This window comes from Terriglobus roseus DSM 18391, from assembly GCF_000265425.1.
Lineage (GTDB): Bacteria > Acidobacteriota > Terriglobia > Terriglobales > Acidobacteriaceae > Terriglobus > Terriglobus roseus.
Genome location: NC_018014.1, coordinates 4253843 through 4274529, shown reverse-complemented (window position 1 = coordinate 4274529; position 20687 = coordinate 4253843). Strand labels below are relative to the sequence as shown.

Below are 20687 nucleotides of genomic sequence, written 5' to 3'. Positions count from 1 at the left end.
CGATCCTCGCTCAACTCGGTTTCAACAAGGACTCTTGCCATGGCTCTTCCGCAGAGGTATGTACGTGATCTTTCCGCTTCCCTCGTAGTGTTCCTGGTGGCGCTGCCGTTGTGCATGGGCATCGCCCTCGCCTCCGGCGCGCCGCCCGCCATGGGCCTTGTCACCGGGATCATCGGCGGCATCGTCGTCGGTTCCATCGCGGGCTCGCCGCTACAGGTCAGCGGTCCCGCTGCGGGATTGGCGGTTCTCGTCTTTGAAATCATTCACGAGCACGGTTACGCCGGGCTCGCTCCCATCCTCATGATCGCCGGTGTGGTGCAGCTCATTGCAGGTGCCGCAAAGCTGGGCCGCTGGTTCCGGGCCATCTCACCCGCGGTCATCCACGGTATGCTCGCCGGCATCGGCCTGCTCATCGTCTTCCAGCAGTTCCACGTCATGTTCGACAACAAGCCCAAGGGCTCGGGCCTCGCCAACCTCGCTGCCGTCCCCGGCACGGTCATGCACGGTCTCTTTCCCCTCGGCCCCAGCTCTGCGCTCGAGGCCTCGCTGATGGGCTGCTTCACCATTACCGTGATGTTGCTGTGGGAACGCTTCCGTCCAGAGAAACTGAAGCTCGTCCCGGGTGCCCTGCTCGGCATCGCGGCAGCCAGCATCACCGCGAAGCTGCTCCACCTGCCCATCAATCACGTGCAGGTGCCCGACAGCCTCCTTGACTCACTCAGCTTCCCGAAGCTTGCAAGCTTCACCGAAATCAACGGCAGCGCCATTGGTTCTGCACTCGCGCTCGCCCTCATCGCCAGCGCAGAGACGCTGTTGAGCGCCGCCGCCGTCGCCAATTTGCAACCCGCCGTCAAGACCAACTACGACCGCGAACTACTCGCACAGGGCGTGGGCAACATCCTTTGCGGCGCCGTCGGCGCCATCCCCATGACCGGCGTCATCGTGCGCTCCTCCGCCAACGTGCAGGCAGGTGCCACGAGCAGGCTTTCTGCCATCATGCACGGCGTATGGATCCTCGGCACCATCGTCCTCTTCGCCAGCGTGCTCCGTGCCGTCCCCACCAGCAGCCTCGCCGGTGTGCTCGTCCTCACTGGCCTGAAGCTCGTCAAGGTAAAGGATATGCGTCACCTCTCCTCCTACGGCAAAGTGCCCATCCTCATCTACCTCGCAACACTGATCACCATCGTCTCGAGGGATCTGCTTACCGGTGTCCTGGTCGGCGTCATGCTCAGCGTCGTCGCGCTGCTGTACAACGTGACGCGACTCACCATCCACTCTGAGGCCATGCCCGGAGACAACCAGTGGCAGCTACGCTTCGTCGGCTCCGCCACCTTCGTTCGTATCCCGCTCATCTCTGCAGCGCTTGAGAAAGTGCCCGCCAACGCGACCGTTCGCATCATCACGGACGACCTTAGCTACATCGATCACTCCTGCCTTGAGATGCTGCGCGATTGGGTCGACCTGGCCAATCGAAATGGCTCGCGTGTCGTGCTGGAACAGCACGCACTCGAGAACAAATACTGGACATCAAAGACGGCCTGAAGATCGTCGATCGCGTCAATCTGTTCTCCGGTTTCACTGGGGGAGAGTGGTCAAGGGGATGCACCCTTTGCCCACTCTCCCCCGTCTCTTTTACCTGGAGAGTAAGAATGCCAGAGGGCAATGAAGTACACCGATGGGCCGAGCGTCACACGGCCGCATTTGCCGGTCGCAAGTTGAACATCCTGCCGGGTCCGAACCACCGCTTCAGCGACGCACACCTCGTCGATGGCAAAAAGCTGCTGAAGGTTCACGCAGTAGGCAAGCACCTCGGCTACGAGTTTCCCGGCGAGCTCTACCTCCATGTACACCTCGGCCGCTTCGGCGACTTCACCGAAGGCTGCGGCCCGTTGCCCGAACCAAAGGGCCTCCTGCGCGCCGTCATGCAGCGCGCCGGCAGCGGCCGGCCCTCCCGTTCGCAGAAGGGCCAGCCGCACAACCTCACCTGCGCCCACGACGACGGCACACAGCCCTTCCCACCTGAAGATGTCGACTGGTGGGAGCTGCGCGGACCCACCGACTGTTCGGTCTACGACGCAGCAAAGTGGCAGGCACTCCTCGACCGCCTCGGTCCCGACCCGCTCGCACATGAGCCGGACGGCCACGACGATCCCAAACGAGCCTTCGACAAGATCCTCGCAAAAAAGACCTCCATCGGCGAGCTTCTGATGGACCAGAGCATCATCGCGGGCATCGGAAACATCTATCGCGCCGAGCTTTTATTCCGTCATCGGGTCAATCCGTTCACTCCCGGCAATGAAATGCCACTGAATCGTCTCAAAGCGATCTGGAAAGATGCAATTCCGCTGCTGAAAGCAGGCATGATTGACCGCCGGATCGTCTGTACTGACCGCAAAGACCGCCCCAGCAAAAAGGCCCTCGCTGAGCGCGGCGAAGAGCACTACGTCTACCGCCGCCACGGCAAACCATGCTTCGTCTGCGGCGAAACCATCCTCCGAAAAGACGTAGCAGGGCGCACCCTTTACTGGTGCCCAAAGGACCAGCAAACCACCGCCGCAGAGAACGAATCGGCCCTGAAACCGGGCATAAGCCTGAAGTCCAGCCGAGTGAAGCCCAAGCGCCTGTGACCCGTCTTGCAACATAGAAACCATGAGTGGGGAAGACTCATCTAATCTAGTAAGAAGACATGGCACCCACACCCAGCAAGGACTACTACGGCGCGCTCGGCATCAAGAAAACAGCCACCACGGACGAGATCCGAAAGGCGTTTCGCAAGCTCGCGCGCAAGTACCACCCGGACGTAAATCCGAACGACAAGAAGTCCGAAGAGAAATTCAAGGAGATCTCCGAGGCCAACGACGTCCTGAGTGACGACAAGAAGCGCAAGATCTACGATCAGCTCGGCTTCTACTCGGACAATATCGACCCCGCGCAGGCTGAAGCCGCAGCGCGCGGCGGCTACGGTGGCGGCGGATTTGGCGGCGGATCACCTGCTGACGCAGGCGGCGTTCCCTTCGATTTCGGTGGATTCGACTTCAGCGGAGGAGCTCCGCAACAAGGCGGCGGCGGCTTCGGCTCCTCGTTCCGCGACATCTTCGGCGGCATGTTCTCAGGCGGCGGGCCAGCAGGCCGTCAGCAGGCGCAGCGCGGCCCCCGTGCGGGTACAGACCTTGAATACCAGGTCGAAGTCGACTTCTGGACTGCCATTCGCGGTGGCACTACGCGCATTGAGATTTCGCGGCAAGACCCCTGCAGCACCTGCAAGGGTGCGGGCGTTGTAGGGCCTCCGCAGAACTGCCCGCAATGCAACGGCACCGGCCAGGTCACGCAGATGAACGGCCGCATGAAGTTCAACGTGCAGTGCCCGCGCTGCGGTGGCTCCGGCCGCATCCAGCAGGGTTGTCCCACATGCCACGGCGAAGGAACAGTCACGCGCCGCGACTCGCTCGAGTTCCGCATTAAGCCCGGCACGCGCGATGGACAACGCATCCGCTTGGCTGGCAAGGGCAACGCCGGCAGCATGGGATCACCTGCAGGTGATCTTTACCTGATCATGAAGGCGGGGCAGCATCCGGTCTTTACACGTATCGCCGATGACATCCGTGTGACCGTGCCGGTCATGGCGTTTGAAGCAGCGTTGGGCACCAAGATCGATGTGCCTACCATCGACGGCCGCGCGCAGTTGAAGATTCCGCCGGGTACGCAGACGGGCCAGAAGCTGCGCCTGCGTGAGAAGGGGGTGCCTTCTGCGGCGAAAGAAGGGCTTCGTGGAGACCAGATCGTGGAAGTGCAGATCGTTGTGCCGAAGATTCAGGACGAGCGGTCAAAGGAGATCCTTCGCGAACTCGCCAAGCTGAATCCGGAAGATCCGCGCGAGGCGATGTTCTCGAAGGTGTAGCAAGTGGATTGCCCATACAAGCAAGAGTCGCGACGCATCCGCGTTGAGATCGGACGCGTGCTTTGGGGAAGTATGGGACCCGATCGGCGCGGACCTGCCTGGAGCACCGATCGAATCTCGCTACTGTCGTGCTTCGATTTCGGCGCCGGTCGTGGTCTCACGATTGCCATTCGCTGCCGGGAGGCCCAGGTGATTCACTGCGGCGGCAAACTGCTGGGAAAAGTTCGGCGCCAGCCCGACAGCGCGGGCTCCGAGCCAGGCTTGTGGTGTGATCGTGATCTCCGCCTTACCAGCGACGGTTGCTGCAAAAATCTTGCGGGCCGCGGCGCGAGCGTTGATGGAGACAAGTGGAGCCTCTGCTCCAAACTTGAACCACGCATATTCCTTCTCCGCGTTTCCGGCGAACTTCACGCCGCTCTCTGCGCCGGTTCGCATCAGGCCCGGGCAAACGGTGGTGACGCGGATGCCCTTGTGGCGCAGTTCGGCATGCAGGCCTTCGCTGAAGCCGACAAGTGCGAACTTGCTCGCGACGTACGGCAACATGTGCGGAACCGCGATCTTGCCGCCGACGCTGGCGATATTTACGATCGAGCCCGATCCTCGCGACAGCATCTGGGGCAATACGGCCTGCGTCGCGTACAGAGCACCGAAGAAGTTCACCTTCATCGCGCTCTCGAAGGCTTCGGTCGTCATGTCTTCAAAGGGCGCCACCTGCATGATGGCGGCACAGTTCACCAGCACATCCACACGTCCAAAGCGCTTGGTGGCGCTGGCGATCGCATGTTCGCAGTCTTCCTGTCTGGATACGTCACCAACGACGATATGGGCCGCAGCGCCATTTGGGATTGCTCCCTCCGCATGCAGCTTACCCAGCGCGCTACGCAACTCATCTTCGTTTCGGGCGACGAGGACCAGGTGTGCACCGCCCAGACCAAACTGCCGCGCAATTTCGAGTCCCAGCCCGCGGCTGCCGCCCATGACGACTACGATCTTGCCGCACATTGCAGTGGCGCGCTGCTTCGCTTTGTACGCCTCGTTCGCTGCAACGGCTACGCCGATGATGCCAAGGGCGATGTTCGTCTCCGTGCGATAGCCGCGAGCCGTCCGCTTCGTCGCCCACCATGCCGCCTTTGTGCCCAACTTCAGAACCTTCGCAATCATCCCTAGTCAGACGCACGATGCAGACAGGGCTGTTGCTGCGAAACTAAAACGATTCGTATACCTGAACAGGAGGGAGTAGTGCATCAGGAGTACAGCCTGTTCGAAGAGGTGCCGGATCCGGCGACGTTCTGCCAGCTTCGTGTCGATGCCGGTATGTCGCCACGCAGCATTGAAGCTGCTGCGGCGGGTTTGCCGCGCACGCTCTTCGGTGTGGTGGTGCGTCATAAGGGCAGGGTAGTTGGCATGGCGCGCGTTATTGGCGACGGAGGGCTCTGTTTTCAGATCTCCGATGTCGCCGTGCATCCCGATCATCAGGCTCGGGGTCTTGGTAAGGCGTTGATGGGCCGTATCGTGGCATATCTGCAGGAGACAGTTCCTGCCGGGTCGTTCGTCAACCTGTTGGCAGATGGCGAGGCGCACAGGCTATACGCCCAGTTCGGCTTCCGGCCCACAGCGCCAGACTCCATCGGGATGGACCTTGTCATTGGCAGTGCGGCCTTCGCGGTCGAACCGGTAAGATAGACAAAGCAAACACCATGGCTACCAAGCGACGCAGTAAAGGCGCGTACATGATCTCTGCCGTTGCGGAGATGTACGCCATTCATCCACAGACGTTGCGGCTGTATGAGCGTGAGGGATTGCTACGCCCGTCGCGATCGGATGGAAACACGCGTCTGTACACCGATGAGGACCTGGAGCGCCTGGAGTTCATCCTGAACCTAGCACGGGATCTTGGCGTGAATATTGCGGGCATCGCTATCATCCTGCAGATGCGGGAGCGCATGGAGCAAATGAACAGCGACATGCAGAACTTTGTCAGTTACATGCGGGACGAGATGTTGAGCCGGATGCAGCAGCCTCCGCGGTCTGAGTCGGGCCTGGTGCCGTTGAAGCGGACGGTCGTCGTCGGCAAGACGGTTCGCAAGCGTTGATCGTGTTTCGTCCTCTGCCAGCCCTGGCCACGCCGGCACCTGTGCATCACGCCGGCAATGTTCTCTTCTGGATCGCCGTCGTCGGCACCGTTACATCGATGATCTTCTGTGGTCTCGCGCTTGCAGCGGCGTTGCGGTTCTATCGCCGACGGCTGGTTGCGTTGCGGACGCCTGCGACTTTCGCTCCACCGATCAGCATTCTGAAGCCGCTGCATGGCCGGGAACCTGGGTTGGAAGCGAGCATTGAGAGCTTCTTTCAGCAGGACTATCCCGCGCCGTACGAGATCCTGTTCTGCGCTCGGCACCTGGAGGATGAGGGGATCCAACTGGCGCACGAGATCGCGCAGCGGTATCCGTCGCAGCCCGTGCGCTACTACGCCTGTGGCGAACCGCTCTTCCCCAATCCGAAGATGTTTTCGCTGGGTGTGATGAGTGAGACGGCGCTCTATCCGCATCTCGTTACCAGCGACGCGGATGCACGCGTAACGCCAGACTACTTGTTGCGTTGCATCCAGTCGCTGGCGCCTGGGCATACGGTGCAGGGCAGGCAGGTGGAGTTGGGGTCATGCCTGTACATCGGCCACGTCGACAAGGGCGGCCTCTTTACGCACCTTGATGCAGTGGGCAAGACGGTGGAGATGGGGTCGGGTGTGCTGGTGGCTGACATGCTCAGCGGCACGGATTTTGCGCTGGGCGTGACGATGATCCTGCAGAAGAAGACCTTTGCCGATGGCGGCGGATATGCCGATCTAGGGAATCACTGGGCAGAGGATTTTGTGCTGGGGAACCGGCTTGCCGCAGCGGGTCGCGGCGTCGAGATGTCGACGCATGTGATCAAGCTTGTGGTGGCAGACCAGGGGATCGTGCGGTCATTCCGGGACCAGTTGCGGTGGATGCAGAGCACGCGCCGCTCGCGGCCTGCAGGGCATCTTGGCACGGGACTTACCTTTGCGATGCCCTTTGGTCTCCTCGGCTTTGTAGTGGAAGCGATGCGATCCCACTGGATCGCCGCTGTGGCGTTCCTTGCGATTGCGATCGGTAACCGGATGCTGCAGGCATTCACTATGCTGCGTGTGCTGGGTGCAGAAGAAATTGCGTTCCAAACGGTGATCTATCCGTTGCGCGATCTGCTGGGATTCGTAGTGTGGTGCAGCAGCTATCTACCGGCAGACACGAGTTATCACGGTACGAAATTCCGCATTATGCCGGACGGCACGCTGAAGGCAGACGCGAGCTAGACTTCAGACTTTGCATGCGTAGTACGCAGCGAGGAACCCGCACATTATGGCTTGTTCGTCAGAATCATCTTGCCGCCGGACTCGGCGAAGATGCGCACTGGCGCGAACTTCTGCAGGTCGGCGATGCGCGGCTTCTCGTAGGTGAGCAGGTAGACGCGCTGCGAGCCGGCCCATGCGCGGTGCAGGCTGGCCTCGTCTTCGAAGATGTGTGGCGCGTCTGGCCAGAACGACCCGAACCATGGGCCGTTGACGCGGCCGTTGACCAGTTGCAATGGGTGTCGTGTGTAGAAGAGCAGGGTCGATCCGCTGGTGAGTTCTCCGTCGAGCATCACCGCGTCCTGCGGCTGGACGACGGCGGCGAGCTGCGTCGCCAGTCCCTTGGAACCGATGATGGGATAGAAGCGTGCGAGACCGGTGTGGACACAGAGTAGAACGCCGCACATGCTGACGGCCAGTACGGAGTTGGCTGCGCGGTCGCGGTTCGCGATGCGGCGATCGCCGTGCCAGCGGAGCCACCACGCGATGGGCCCGACGCCGAGCATCGAGACCGCCATGCCGAGCAGCGGCGCACGGAAGAAGCCCATGGCGCGCGTTGTCAGGTCATGCAGGTGGCCGAGCGCGAGGTTGTACTGATCGGGGTTGCTGGTGAGCAGCTGCGAGATGTCTGCGCCCTCCGGTGCTGACGGCGAGATGATGCCGAGCACGCCGCAGACGATGCCGATCAGTGTGCAGAGCGGCAACAGGAACCATGTGCTGGCGCGGAGGATGTTGCGTCGCAGATGCGGATCGCCATGCTCTGCACCGGCGACAACGCCGCCGGCCATAAGCGCGAGTGCGGGCAGCGCAGGCAGGGAGTAGTACTCCTGCCGCGAGGAGAGCGTGAAGAAGCCGAGGACCATGCCGCTCCACAGAAGGACGGTCAGCGCGGCCTGCTTACGTTTGCTGCTGTCGAGTGCGCGGTCGCGCCATAGGCGCGCGTACTGTGTCCAAGCTGCGGGCAGGAAGGCGACCCAAGGCATCAGCCACAGGAAGAACATAAGCCAAAAGAGCGGGATAGGCACCTGGCCGTAGTCGTGCGGAATGCGCAGGCCGCGGAAGCGCATGAAGTGCTCGTTGATGATGTAGAACCAGAACCACCCGGCGTGCGCGGGTAGGCCGGTGCCCGCAGGCATCGCGATCGCAGGGTTGCGCAGCGCGGCGAGCACGTGCCACGGCAGCGCGATGGCGGCGAAGATGGCGAGTGCGCTCAAGATAGGCAGGCTGAACGTGCGGCGCATCTGCCGGGTCAGCAGTGCGTAGAGCACGACGAAGCCGATGGGGAAGACGATGCCGATGAGGCCCTTCGTCAGTAGGTTCAGCGCCATGACTGCGGCGAAGGCCCACGTAGCCCACCGGGCAGCGGCAGTGTGGCCGGTGCGTGCTCGGTCCAGCGCGATGAGGAAGAGATGGACGCCGAGCGTCATCCACAGCGCGTTGAGAATGTCCGGAATGTAGAAGCGTGTGAAGAGGTAGGGCCCCAGACTGGTTGCCATGGCGAGTGCGGCGTAGAAGCCGCCGCGTTCGCCGAACAGCTTGCGGCCGAGTGCATAGACCGAGAGAAAGAGTCCGAGTACCGCAAGGGAGAGCGGGAGGCGTGCGGCCCAGTCGAAGGGGCCGAAGACCTTCATGCCGGCGGCGGCCATCCAGTACATGAGTGGCGGTTTGTCGAAGAAGCGGATGCCATCGATGACGGGTGTGACGTAGTCATGGCGCTGCAGCATCTCACGCGCGACTTCGATGTAGACGCTGTCGACATCGTCGAGCAGGCCGGGAGTGAAGAGGCAGCCAAGGTGCAGGACAAGCCATATGGCGACCAGAACGGCGATGGAGCGACGTCGAAGCTGTCGGGCAGGCGCAGCGGTGTCGGTTGTTTCGAGACTGGAAGAAAAGGACATCAGTCCTTTCATCTGTACGGGAACAGACGTGCGGTGCGCAAGTGTGTGCGAGGAACAGTGTTCCTACGGGCGAGCGAGCGGCCGGTCGGTGAGGAGGGCTTTGCCCGAGAGTTCGGTCATGACGACAGCCCGCGAACCGAGTAGATGGTCGACGACCTGACGCTTTTCCTCCGGAACAAAAAGCACTTTGCGAACGCCCTGACCCCAGGTGCGCAGCAGGTCGGCGTCCGAGAGGAAGATGTGCGGCGCGTCCTGGAAGGTGGACCCGAACCACATGGAAGTCGAGCGGCCCTCGACCAGCGGGACGATGCGGCCGGTGTAGAAGGGCAGGGTGGAGCCGTAGGCCTGATCGCCGTAGAGCATGAGCTGGGTTCCGGGTGCGATGACGCCGGTCCGCTCGGCGTCGGTGAAGTTCTGTGCGAGCGCGGCGGACGAGAGCATGGGTGCGAAGCGGATGAGGGCGATGTGCGCCGCGATGAGGAAGACGCCGGAGGTGAGCGCGATGGCGACGGTGCTCTGCAGGGCGTGACCGCGACGGCGGAGCACCCACGCTGCCGTGGGACCGATGGCGAAGACGAGCGCAGCCAGGCCAGCTGGGAGTCGCAATGCGGCGAAGGATGGGCCGGTGAGGTCGAAGAAGTGCGACATGGAGAGCGTGTAGTCGCCAACGCCGCGGTGTGCGAGGAGTTCGCCGATATCGGAGACGAAGGGCAGGTGGCGTGAGCTCCAGAGGCCCGAGGCGAGTGTGGCCGCGATGGCGATGCCGAGTACTGCGAAGGCAGCGTGTGCGGCGGTGATCCAGCCGCGGACGCGTGCGTGCCGCTCTGCCGCGGTGAGGCCTGCGGCGGTCAGCATGGCAATGGGCAGGTAGGCCGGGAAGGTGTAGTACTCCTGATTGGTCGAGATCGAGAAGAAGACGAGGATCAACGCGGCGAAGCTGGTGAGCAGCAGGATGGTGCGGCCCTCGTAGGTATGCCGCAGGGAGGAGAAGCGTCCGCGACGCAGCCATGCAACGGCGAGGCCGGCGGGGAAGAAGAGGCTCCACGGGAAGAGCCATGCGAGGTGCAGCACCCAGTAGAGGCCGCCGGGCAGCTTGTTGTAGTCGTGCGGAATGCGCCGGCCGAGGAAGCGCATGAAGTGCTCGTTGACGAAGTAGAACCAGAAGAAGCCGTGGCCGCCGTAGGCGCCAGTGTTCCGCAGGCCGGCGAGGATGTGCCACGGCGCCGCGATGGCAAAGAAGAGCAGGGTGCCGGTGACGGGTCGAAGCTCGCGCCAGCGCCTCCACTCGCCCGTGAGCAGGCCGTAGAGGAAGAGCGCACCAGCGGTGAAGACGATGGCGATCAGGCCCTTGGTGAGTACGGCCAGAGCCAGCAGGGCGTATGCAGCGTAGATATGCCGCGGGCTCCTCTCTTCGAGGCCGCGCTGGAAGGCGTAGAGGGTACCGGCGAGGAAGAGGCTAAGCAGCACCTCGGGGATGAAGACACGGGTGAAGAGGAAGACGCCGATGGAGGTGAGGACCATCATGGCGGCGTAGAGGGCGGTGCGTTCGTTCCAGGCGCGGCGTGCCCAGCGATAGGCCAGCAGGGCGAGCATCAGGACGCCGAGGGCCTGTGGCAGATGGACCGCAAAGGCATTGAAGCCGAAGATCCGGAAGGCGGAGGCCACGAACCAGTACGGCAGCGGAGCCTTTTCCAGGTAGCGGATGCCGTCGACGCGAAGGGTCACGAAGTCATGCGTGAGCAGGATGTTGCGCGCGGCGCTGGCGTGCGTAGCGTCGGCATCGTCCAGGAGCGGTGGAGCGAAGAGGGCGGCCGCGTAGACGGCAATCCAGAGTGCGACCAGTAACAGGACGTGCCTGCGTGCCGGCGTTGACTTTGTCGCAGCCGTCACCGCGGATGAGGATAGTACCTGTGCGGTGCTGGACATGCTGCTGGTTCGACGCCTCCTACTGCTTTCTGTGTACAGCAACCTGATGCAAAGTCTTAAGGTTAGGCTCATGCTGATTCGCGTCATCAGTACGTCGTGTAGAGTGCAGATGTTGCCCCTGGCTACGCTGGCAGGCGTTGTTGTTTACCCCAGAGCAGGAGATAGCGTTGCCCACTTTTGCAGCAATAGACATCGGGTCGAACTCTTGTCGGCTGGCCATTGCCACGGTGGAACAGCACAAAATCAAGGTTTTTCATGAGGACCGAGAGGTTGTCAGGCTGGGCGAGAGCGTCTTTGAGACGGGTGAGATCTCGCCGGACGCGATGGCCAACACCATCCGGGCACTGAAGAGATTTCAGAAATCGGTGCAGGCGCAGCCTGTGGATCGCGTGCGCGTGGTTGCGACGTCGGCGATGCGCGATGCGCGGAACGCGTCGGCCTTTATTGCGTGGGTGAAGTCCGCAACGGGTTGGGTGGTAGAGGTGATCTCGGGTCTTGAAGAGGGCCGACTGATCCATCTGGGCGTGGTCACGCATGAGCCGGGAGCGCGCGGTCGCTGCGTGCTGATCGACCTGGGCGGTGGATCGTGCGAGGTCACTCTTTCAGATGGCGGCAGGATTCAGAGCATGGTGTCCATGCCGCTGGGATCGGTGCGTCTGCAGCAGGAGTTTTTGCATAGCGATCCGCCGACAGCCGATCAGCAGAGCCAGTTGCACAGCTACATCGACCGCGAGATGCGGAAGCTGGAACGCAAGATGGGGCGGCCGGCTGCGCCACTGGTGATTGCTACGTCGGGCGCTGCGGCGGCACTGGCGGAGGCGAGCAAGCACCCGAGCATGCTGCCGAAGGCTCTTGCAAAGGCCGCGAAGATGGTGAAGAAGTCCACTACGACGCGGCGCATTTCCACCAAGATCGTGCCGCTTGAGACGGATATCGTTTCTGTCCGGCGACTGGCCAACAAGCTGGTCAAGATGAAGAACAGCGAGCGCATGGCGATCCCGGGGATCGGGCCGAAGCGCAGCGAGATCATCATTGGCGGCGCTTTTGTGTACGCGGATATTCTGGAACGGTTGAACCTGAAGGGGTTTCGCTACTCGCCGCTGGGTCTGCGCGACGGCATCCTGGCGCAGATGCTGTCGGACGCCGACGAGCGTGCGTCAGTTCATAAGGCTGTGGAGCAGGAGCGATGGGAGGGTGTGCTGGAGGTCTGCCGCCGGTACAACATCGACCCCAAGCGTGCGGATTCAGTACGGGCCGATGCGGTGCGGCTGTTCGACGCGATGGAGCGGGTGCACGGGCTGCCTGAGGACTATCGCGAGCTGCTGAGCGCGGCGGCGATGATGAACGAGGTGGGCAAGTTCATGAACCACCAGGGCCATCATCGGCACACGCAGTACATCATCGAAAATTCGGAGATCTTTGGGTTCTCACCGGCGGAGCGCACGACCATGAGCGCTATTGCGCGTTACCTGGGCAAGAGCCGTCCCGATGCGATGGATCGGCCGATGCGCAGCATTCCGGTCGAGGAGCACTCGAATGTTGGACGTGCGATTGTGCTGCTCCGCCTGGCGGTTGCGCTAAACCAAAACCGTGCCAATGAGGCGTTGCAGGTGGCGGTGCGCACGTATCCGAAGCGCGTCCTGATCGAGCTGCATGCCGGGCGTGGCGGCGCCGAGCTCGAGCGCTGGATGCTGAACAAGGAAGCGGTTTATTTCCGGGAGATCTTCCGGCGCGACCTTGTGGTCGAGTTGGCGTAGAGCGTCCGGACGACGCGCGGGTCGAGCATCCACTGCAGCATGGCTGCGCCGCGTTCGAGGTTGAGCCGCGCGATGGCCCCTTTGCGCAGGCGGACGTTTGCCGGCGGGCGGCTTGCAGTGGTGGGCTGGGCGGGCTGCATCAGCAGGCCGAGGAACTGCACGAGGTTCGGGCTGTGTCCGACGACGAGCAGGGACTCGTGCCCGGCGCACTCCACCAGCAGTTTTTCGAATTGGGCGAACGTCGCGGATGGCGCGAGTGCGTCGGAGAGCAGGATCTTCTGCTCGTAGCCGGTCTCGGTGCCGACGAGCGATGCGGTCTGCAGACTGCGCTTGAGCGGGCTGCTGACGATGAGGTCGAAGCTAACATTCATCGACGAGAGCGTGTTGCCCAGCAGGAGGCAGTCGCGTTTGCCTGCCTTATCGAGCGGGCGCTTCACGTCCAGCACGGGATTGGATCGCCGCTGCCCAGCCGATGCATGTCGAAGCACGTAGAGATTCATCACTTACGATTCTAACGGTTCTGGACTTTTGTCCAAACGCCACAGCTCGGACGTCAGCAAGCCGGCAAGCATGCAAGTTTGTTGATCGAGGACGAATCCGTGGGCCTGCAAGACGCTGCGGTAGTCAGGAAGTCGCTGCGTTCGCAGTCCTGTAAGGAGGCGGAAGCCTAGGTAGAGGCCGCGAACAATTGTCCACGCGGGGAGTCGCATTGCGCCGCGGGGTGGCACGGAAAACTCGGAGACGACCCAACGCGCATTGGCGGTCATGCGCGGCTTCACGTCGCCTACGAGGCGGTCGACTTGCGCTGTCGAGAGGCAGTCGAGGAAAAAGTGTGTTGTCACCAGGTCGAAGCGGTCGTACTGGAGCATGGCTGGCAGGCCTTGCGTGAGATCGGTGAGGTAAGTCACGAGGAGGTTCCGGGCGAAGGCGCAGCGTGATTGCAGAATTGCGAGCATGCCGGCGCTGCCGTCGATCGCTACGACTTGCATGTCTTCTGACGCCGCGGTCTCAGTGACGGAACCATCCGGTAAGCGCAAGGCAGGCTGTGGGGCGCCCGCTTTGACCATCGTGCGCAGGAGTCGTTCGGCGAAGCGGCCGTCGCCGTCGCCCAGCAGCAGGGCACGGCGGGTGTCGGCGAGTTGCGGCAGAAAGTGGAGGCGGCAACGTTCGAGTGCGCGGCCAAAGGAGAGGTACTCCAACCAGCGGTAGGGCCGGGCGAGGCGGTCGAAACCGCTCATCGGTCCAGGAAATGGAGCAGGTGCCAAGTCAGCAGGGGAGTGAGCAAGGCCACATCGGCGAGCGCACGGAGGTGTACGGCTTTCATACTCCTCTGCTTCTCATCGAGCGTCGCCAGTGCGAAACAGCTGAGCACGATCGGGAGCGCGATGATGCGGGCGTGGGAGGTGTGCACCATGGCGGTGGCGACACTTGCCAGCCCGAAGCAAGCGAAGCGGAGATGTCCCGCAGCCCATGCGGTGCCGGCGTCGAGTGTTGCGCTTGATGTGCGCTCCCAGCGGGCGAGCGCGGCGCAATTCAACCAGCAGAGCGCGCCGAAGACGGCCATTGCGATGAGCGTTGGTAGAGAACGCTGGACGAGCAACGCAGGCATGAAGCATGTGAAGGCGAAGAAGATGCCGACCATATGCTCCTTGGGGACTCGCGGCAGGCGCAACGCATGCACGGCTACGACGTAGATCGCCAGTGGCAGCGCCTGCAGCATCCAGGCAAGGCGAAGGGTATGTGGCATCTGCGTTAGCAGGAACAGAAGAATCGGAACGGCACCCAGGATGCCACCAACGAAAGCGTGACGATGTCTTGCGTGGAAGCGGTGGCGTTCCCGCAGGTCTTTCCCGCGAGCCGCGTCTGCCAAGCGGTCCGCTGCATAGAGCATCCATACGGCAACAGCGAGCGCGGCGGGCGCGCTCCATGGCAGCATGACGCCGAAGCTGCGCGAGACGTAGACCGTCCAGACGGCTGCAATGGTCGGTGCGTCCAGGCTGAGCAGATGCCACAGCGCAAGAGGAGAGCGTGTCTTCCCGCTTGTCTGCTGCGCGGAGATGAGCGCGGTGGCCACACTTCAAGTTTACCGAGTGTCGCAGACCGAGGCAGCCGGAACGTGCCGAAGTTTAGCGCCCCGGCGCATTCCTGGCGTGCAGGAATGGCCGAAGCAACTGGTTACGCGCGCGTTTGCCAGGCAGATGTCTTCAGGTCGGCAAAGATGCCGTCGACCGTCTCCGCCTCGGCGAGCCGGGCTTCGTCTTCGTTCGAGAGCGATCCGCCGGCGACAAAGGACTGCCATGCCGCAAGTGTTGCAGCGAAGGCGGCGTCATGTTCGGCGAAACGCTTCTCGGCATAGTCGCGCGCGGCACCCGTGGTGATAAGTGTCGGCCAGTCGCTGGACTCCATCAGCAGCAGTTCGCGGCACATCTGCACGGCGATCCGTTCGCCGGTGCCGCCGTCGGTCCATGCGACCTGCTTCGAAGCATCGCGTACGGCAAGCTCTGCGGCGTACATGCGCGCCAGCAGAGAGGTCGTGTCGCCGTTGAGCCAGACACTGTTGTCGCCGTTGGCGCCCCACGAGCCTTCGGGCATGCGGATGCTTCCCTCGGTACCGAACTCCTTCAGGTAGTCCGCGCAGGTTATGGGTTGCACGCCGTGGGTTCCGGTTGCGAGCACGCGTGCCACGTTCTCGAGGAAAAGGATGCCCTCATGCCACCAGTGGCCGAAGAGTTCCAGATCAAAGGGAGCGCAGAGCAAGGGCGGTGCGCCGTCCCGTGCGGGCTGCGAGCGCAATGTGTCTGCGACCAGATTCACGAAGTGCTCGGCGTGCGCGCGGCTGCGTTCCATGGCAGCTTCGGGATGGTAATGCTCCTTTGCCTCCATACCCAGGCCGGAGCCGGTCACGCGCCAGTAGCGATGACCTCCGGGCCAGCGCTTCTTATGGAAGTCCAGGTACTGGAAGTCGCCGGGGTAGCCGTACTGCGCGCTCCACACCTGCGTTGCGGTGCGTGGATCTCGCGCAAAGACGGCGACTTCGCTCTCCGCAATCTGGTAGGGGTGGTACAAAGATTTCGCGTCAGTCTGCTGCGCGACAGCGACGGGCTTGTTCGTGCGCTCGGTGGGCTGCAGTTTCTCAGCACCTTCGACCAGATGGCTGTCGACAAAGGTGAAGCGCAGGCCGGCCTCGGCCAGTGCAGTTTCGACGCCAATACGGTCGGTGGTCGGCTCCGTCTTCGCAGTGCCCTGCGGTGCGACAGGAAAGCGCCAGGGACCGGCAGGACGGTAACCGCATTCTGGCAGCCAGACACCCTGGGGTGCCCGGCCCAAGTGCCGCTGGTGCGCCTGCACAGCCGTCTGAAACTGGCCGCGGACACTCTCGTCCGTACCCAGCAGCGGCGCGTAGCCGTGCGTGGCAGCGGATGTCAGAAGATGCACGGCGCCTGTGGCTTCAGCCTGCCGGAAGCCGGTGATGATGTCCCCATCCAGAGCCTGCAGATCGTCAAGCGCCTGCTGGAAGGTGCGTTCCCAGTGATGTGCCAGGTAGAGGAGATGCTGTTCGCCAGCCTGCTGGAAGAACGCCGCGTCTTCACGCGCCGATGCGATCTTGCGTTCGAGATAGTTCGGCAGCTCTGCGCGGAAGTCGGTGTGGGCCAGCTGCTCCAGAAGGACTGGAGATACGCTGACGTTCAGGCACAGGGGAACGCCTTCAGCTTCCAGCCGGCGCGCAACGCGCAGCAACGGCAGGTAGGTCTCGGCGGCGGCTTCGAGCAGCCACTCCAGACCATGCGGCCAGGTGCCATGATGCAGAACATAGGGCAAGTGTGCGTGCAGCACAAAGCTGAAAAGTCCGACGCTGCCCAGTGGTTGTTTCTTCATGCGGGATTCAATCTCATTGTCACGTCTGCGGTCTGCGGGGTTAGCGGACTGCTCGCAACGGGTAGGGCCCGAAAGGGCGGTTCAGTGAGAAATGTTAGCACCGCGTGGAAAGCGTTGTCGTGTCGCATTGCACAGTGTGGCGGCAAGCGGCAGACAGCAAAATGGGCCGACGCTGGTGTGCGCCGGCCCATGTCGATTTGCCCCGAACTTACTGCCGATCCTGCAGGGACGGAGAGCCGTAGTTGCCGCCAGCATGTGTCGATGTGCGCACGGCGAGCGAGTTGGTGGTGACGAAGCGAACAACGCTTTCGCTGGGGATCTGCACCTGCTGGCCGCGTGTGACGGCATTGATGCCAGCACCGGTACCGCCGCCAGCGGCTGCACCGATGGCTGCGCCCTTACCGCCGCCGAAGATGCCGCCGAGCACAGCACCTGCAGCCGCACCGACACCGGTCTTTACGGCAGTGTTCTTGCCGCGGCCCTTGCCTTCGACGCTGTAGGGCTGTGTCGAGAGCGAGATGCGCTCGCCACGTGCGTTGACGCTGGTCAGTTCGACCGTGAGGAGCGAGGAGCCACTGAAGTGACCTGCTTCATGGACTTCTGTGACGCGACCGGTAACAGGGGCGCCGCGCGGGATGATCAGCATGTCGTCCTGGACGATGTCGGTCGCTATGGCGCCTGTGAAGGTCTCACCGGGCTGCGTCGTTGCGGAGTCCAGCGTCTGCGTTACGCGTACCGGCAGCGTGCTGCCGGCAGGAAGGGTGATAACGCGTGTGATGGGTTGCGGCGGCGGCGCAGGCTGCTGCTGCTGGGGCGGCGTCACGCGAGCTACCGGCGCCGGCTGTTGCTGCTGGGGCGGGGGAGCGGGCTGCGTGTAACGCGGCGGTGGCGGCGCAGATGCCCGGACACGCTCACGAGGCGGCGCAACGGACTGAACCGGAGCCACCGGCAGAGGTGTGGTCGCGGCTGCGCTTACAGGCGCTGTGGCGGGGTTGACCGTAATGTTGTTGATGACCTGCCGGACGCCGGTGACCGCTGCTGCGTCGTTGGCTGCCAGGCTGCGCGCGGCACCGTTGCTGACGGAGCCGGTCAACGTCACGGCACCACCCTGCGAGATAACCTGAACCGGCTCGCTGGCCAGGGCGCTGTCGCCCGCAATACGCTGTTGTACCTGCGAGGTCAGTGTGGCGTCATCCACGACCGGTGCTGTCTGCTTGCAGCCGACTGCACCCGCGACCATGACCGCTGCCAGCGCAAGTGCTGCCGCTCGCGAGGTGTTCCTGCCTGCCATTCTCTGCTTCATGCCATCTCCTCATGGATCGGTCTCAACGGGACTCACTGCCTGCGCTGTGGACTCGACCGCATTGCGTACTTATAAGACGCGCACCCGACCGATGTCGAGAATTGCGTTAGGGATACTCTCCCACCCCCGGCGCCACGCGGCAACCAGAATCGGATGGTCCGCATCCGTCCTGATTGTTGCGGCGAAGTCTTCCGGCCTGATCTATGCTCTCGATGGGTAGACTCCGGCGGCTCGCTTCCACAGGCAGTGCACGGCCGTCCGTGCTCCAGTTTTGTAGTTCACATTCGATTCATAGGAGAAAACGAGATGGCAGACGATAACTCGATCAGCGGTCTGGGATGGTTCCTCGCAGGACTTGGCATTGGTGCCCTCGCTGGCGTTCTGTATGCGCCCAAGAGCGGCCGTGAAACCCGCGATGAACTGGCCGCACAGGCGATGGACGCCAAGGAAAAGGCCAACCAGTACGTTGACCAGACCAAAGACCAGGTCACGGAATACGTGGACAAGGGTCGCGAGTACTACGACAAGGGCCGTACGCAGTGGAGCCAGTATGTCGACAAGGGCAAGGACTTCGTAGCGCAGCAGCAGGACAAGGTTGCGTCGGCTGTCGATACCGGCAAGCAGATCTACCAGGAAAAGGTCGAGAACCAGACCTACTAATTTTTTCTGGATGCAGAAGCCCGCGATACTCTGATCGCGGGCTTCCGCTTGTCTAACGCCTTAAACAGAACTGCCCGGAATGGGCGAATACTGAAAGAGATCTGCCATGACTGAATCTCAAGCGCATTTTCTGCTGATCCTGGTTGGAATCATCGCCGTAGGATTCCTGTTGCAGGGCATTGCCGTCCTGGTGCTTGCCCTGGTTGGATCGAAGCTGGTGAAGCAACTGACGGACGTCGTCGCCGAGGCCAAGGGCAAGGTTTATCCGATCCTCGAGAATGTTCACCAGATCTCTGAGAAGGTCACGGACATCTCGCAGGTCGCACGCGATGTTGCGGTCGATACGGCACCCAAGATCCGCCGGGTCACCACGAACTTCGCCGAGACGAGCGATGTGTATCGCGCGAAGCTGGCCGAGGTAGACGCACTGGTCACCGACACCGCCGATAAGGCACGTCGTCAAAGCGATCGCGTGGATGGCATGGTGACCGATGTGCTCGACAAGACGACCGAAGTCACGCATACCGTGGCGCACGCCATCATGGTTCCGGTCCGGCAGATGGCTGGCCTGGTCAGCGGCGCCAAGGGCGGCATCGAAGCTCTGATCGCGAACTTCACGCCGAAGCCAAAGCCAGTTGTACCGAAGCCTGTTGCTTTCGAAGGCGAGAGCATCTACACCGGACAGGAAGACGACTATCACGCGTAGTCTGCGAGTCAGTAAAGTCAGCGAACGGGGTGCCTTCGGGCATCCCGTTTCTGTTTTGGGGCTACTTGCTGCTCTTATACCAGCCAGCCGCCGCCGACTACGACATCGCCTTCGAAGAACATGGCGGCCTGGCCGGGGGTGATGGCGCGCTGTGGTTCGTCGAAGAGAATTGCGACTCGGCCGCCGTCGAGCGGTTCGATGGTCGCTTCGGCCGGCTGGTGGCGGTGACGGATCTTTGCCTGCACACGCATGGGGCCGCGCAGAGCGTCGATGCTGATCCAGTTGACGCGGTCTGCGACGCCGTGGCGTGTGTGCAGCTCCGGCTCCTGGCCGACGACGACACGATTGGTCGCGGGTTCGATGCCGAGGACGTAGAACGGTTCTGCGTGGTGCTTGTGGAGCTGATGCTGCACACCCTTGTGTTGACCGACGGTGAAGCTGTGAATGCCCTCGTGTGCGCCGACGACTTCACCGGTGGCGGTGACCATCTCGCCCTTGGTCTCAGGCATGGTGCGCCCCTGCTCGTGCAGGTAAGCGGAGAGAAATGCCTTGTAGTCGCCGCCGGGGATGAAGCAGATCTCCTGCGAGTCGGGCTTGTGGGCGACGCGGAGATTGTGCTCTTCCGCCATGGCACGGACAGCGGGCTTCACCATCTCGCCTAAGGGAAACAACGTGCGGCTTAGCTGCTCCTGTGTGAGGCCGAAGAGGAAGTAGGTCTGGTCCTTGGAGCGGTCGGCGGGGCGGAGGAGCAGCCAGCGACCGCGTACCTCGTCGTACTGCACGCGCGCATAGTGGCCGGTTGCGACGCGCTCGGCACCGATGCCGCGTGCGGTCTTGAGCAGCTCGTCGAACTTGAGGTGGTTGTTGCAGAGCGTGCAGGGGATGGGGGTGCGGCCGGCGAGGTACTCGCTGACAAAGGGCTGCACGACGTCCTGCTCGAAGCGGCGCTGCTGGTTGACGACGTAGTAGGGGATCCCGAGCTGCTCGGCGACGCGGCGTGCGTCGTAGACATCGTCGAGTGAGCAGCATCGTCCGGTGACCTGCTCGGGGATGCCGTCCTTGCCGGCGAGGCGTCGCTGATCCCACAGTTGCAGCGTCAGGCCGACGAGGGTGTGACCCTGCATCTGCAACAGCGCGGCGACGGCTGAGGAGTCGACCCCTCCGCTCATCGCGACGGCGATGGTGCTTGCCGCGTCGGGCGCTACCGGTGTGGTGGCGTCTGCGGGGTTCGTCGGATTGTCGATGGCGGCGATCATCCCACCTTTATTTTCGCAGGTTTCGCGGATCCGGGTGCTG

Annotated in this window: 17 protein-coding genes and 1 pseudogene; 9 read left to right on the top strand and 9 right to left on the bottom strand. The window is 62.7% G+C overall.

The features are described from left to right. Positions 1-39: 39 nt before the first annotated feature. From TERRO_RS17565 to TERRO_RS17555, 3 genes are all read left to right on the top strand, one after another. The gene (locus TERRO_RS17565; protein WP_014787047.1) at positions 40-1542 is read left to right on the top strand and encodes a SulP family inorganic anion transporter; all 1503 of its coding nucleotides are present in this window, start codon (positions 40-42) and stop codon (positions 1540-1542) included. Between the two features lie 107 nt (positions 1543-1649). Next, positions 1650-2627 (top strand): Fpg/Nei family DNA glycosylase, encoded by a 978-nt coding sequence (locus TERRO_RS17560; RefSeq protein ID WP_014787046.1) that lies wholly within the window; start codon positions 1650-1652, stop codon positions 2625-2627. 59 nt (positions 2628-2686) lie between these two features. Next, complete coding sequence (locus TERRO_RS17555) at positions 2687-3898, top strand: DnaJ C-terminal domain-containing protein (protein WP_014787045.1); 1212 nt, start codon at positions 2687-2689, stop codon at positions 3896-3898. 120 nt (positions 3899-4018) lie between these two features. Here TERRO_RS17555 and TERRO_RS17550 read toward each other — a convergent pair whose 3' ends face one another. Then, positions 4019-5059 (bottom strand): SDR family NAD(P)-dependent oxidoreductase, encoded by a 1041-nt coding sequence (locus TERRO_RS17550; RefSeq protein WP_014787044.1) that lies wholly within the window; start codon positions 5057-5059, stop codon positions 4019-4021. A 78-nt stretch (positions 5060-5137) separates the two neighbouring features. On the opposite strand from TERRO_RS17550, the gene TERRO_RS17545 reads away from it, so the two are divergent. Genes TERRO_RS17545 through TERRO_RS17535 form a run of 3 tightly spaced genes read left to right on the top strand, consistent with a single transcriptional unit; the run spans position 5138 to position 7229 of the window. Next, a complete protein-coding gene (locus tag TERRO_RS17545; RefSeq protein WP_014787043.1) occupies positions 5138-5581 on the top strand; it encodes a GNAT family N-acetyltransferase in 444 nt (147 codons plus the stop codon). Between the two features lie 14 nt (positions 5582-5595). Then, complete coding sequence (locus TERRO_RS17540; RefSeq protein ID WP_041592698.1) at positions 5596-5991, top strand: MerR family transcriptional regulator; 396 nt, start codon at positions 5596-5598, stop codon at positions 5989-5991. Positions 5992-5993: 2 nt separating this feature from the next. Beyond that, positions 5994-7229: a glycosyltransferase gene (locus tag TERRO_RS17535; RefSeq protein ID WP_245536140.1), complete on the top strand. Its 1236-nt coding sequence runs from the start codon at positions 5994-5996 to the stop codon at positions 7227-7229. Positions 7230-8452: 1223 nt separating this feature from the next. Here the strand turns inward: TERRO_RS17535 and TERRO_RS24005 are convergent. Both TERRO_RS24005 and TERRO_RS17525 read right to left on the bottom strand, forming a co-directional pair. After that, positions 8453-8989: pseudogene (locus TERRO_RS24005) on the bottom strand (ArnT family glycosyltransferase); the annotation flags it as partial. Positions 8990-9226: 237 nt separating this feature from the next. Continuing rightward, a complete protein-coding gene (locus TERRO_RS17525) occupies positions 9227-11089 on the bottom strand; it encodes an ArnT family glycosyltransferase (protein WP_014787039.1) in 1863 nt (620 codons plus the stop codon). A gap of 167 nt (positions 11090-11256) precedes the next feature. Here TERRO_RS17525 and TERRO_RS17520 point away from each other — a divergent pair, with 167 nt between their 5' ends. Continuing rightward, positions 11257-12846, top strand: coding sequence for a Ppx/GppA phosphatase family protein (locus TERRO_RS17520; RefSeq protein ID WP_014787038.1), 1590 nt, complete (start codon positions 11257-11259; stop codon positions 12844-12846). On the opposite strand, the gene TERRO_RS17515 is transcribed toward TERRO_RS17520, so the two are convergent. The 5 genes from TERRO_RS17515 to TERRO_RS17495 form a co-directional block, all read right to left on the bottom strand. Further along, the gene (locus TERRO_RS17515) at positions 12798-13346 is read right to left on the bottom strand and encodes a SixA phosphatase family protein (protein WP_014787037.1); all 549 of its coding nucleotides are present in this window, start codon (positions 13344-13346) and stop codon (positions 12798-12800) included. The two genes, TERRO_RS17520 and TERRO_RS17515, sit on opposite strands and share 49 nt — an antisense overlap. Before the next feature lie 3 nt (positions 13347-13349). After that, positions 13350-14084: a class I SAM-dependent methyltransferase gene (locus TERRO_RS17510; protein ID WP_014787036.1), complete on the bottom strand. Its 735-nt coding sequence runs from the start codon at positions 14082-14084 to the stop codon at positions 13350-13352. Next, positions 14081-14920 (bottom strand): hypothetical protein, encoded by an 840-nt coding sequence (locus tag TERRO_RS17505; protein WP_014787035.1) that lies wholly within the window; start codon positions 14918-14920, stop codon positions 14081-14083. The genes TERRO_RS17510 and TERRO_RS17505 overlap by 4 nt, the downstream gene beginning before the upstream one ends. Before the next feature lie 101 nt (positions 14921-15021). Then, a complete protein-coding gene (locus tag TERRO_RS17500) occupies positions 15022-16722 on the bottom strand; it encodes a glycoside hydrolase family 57 protein (RefSeq protein ID WP_014787034.1) in 1701 nt (566 codons plus the stop codon). 208 nt (positions 16723-16930) lie between these two features. Further along, complete coding sequence (locus TERRO_RS17495; RefSeq protein WP_014787033.1) at positions 16931-18025, bottom strand: BON domain-containing protein; 1095 nt, start codon at positions 18023-18025, stop codon at positions 16931-16933. A 306-nt stretch (positions 18026-18331) separates the two neighbouring features. Between TERRO_RS17495 and TERRO_RS17490 the strand changes: the two genes are divergently transcribed. After that, positions 18332-18685 carry a YtxH domain-containing protein gene (locus TERRO_RS17490; RefSeq protein ID WP_014787032.1) on the top strand — a complete coding sequence of 118 codons (354 nt, stop codon included), beginning with the start codon at positions 18332-18334 and terminating at the stop codon, positions 18683-18685. 106 nt (positions 18686-18791) lie between these two features. Next, positions 18792-19391 carry a hypothetical protein gene (locus TERRO_RS17485; RefSeq protein ID WP_014787031.1) on the top strand — a complete coding sequence of 200 codons (600 nt, stop codon included), beginning with the start codon at positions 18792-18794 and terminating at the stop codon, positions 19389-19391. A 74-nt stretch (positions 19392-19465) separates the two neighbouring features. On the opposite strand, the gene mnmA is transcribed toward TERRO_RS17485, so the two are convergent. Continuing rightward, a complete protein-coding gene (mnmA, locus tag TERRO_RS17480; protein WP_014787030.1) occupies positions 19466-20647 on the bottom strand; it encodes a tRNA 2-thiouridine(34) synthase MnmA in 1182 nt (393 codons plus the stop codon). Positions 20648-20687: the final 40 nt, after the last annotated feature.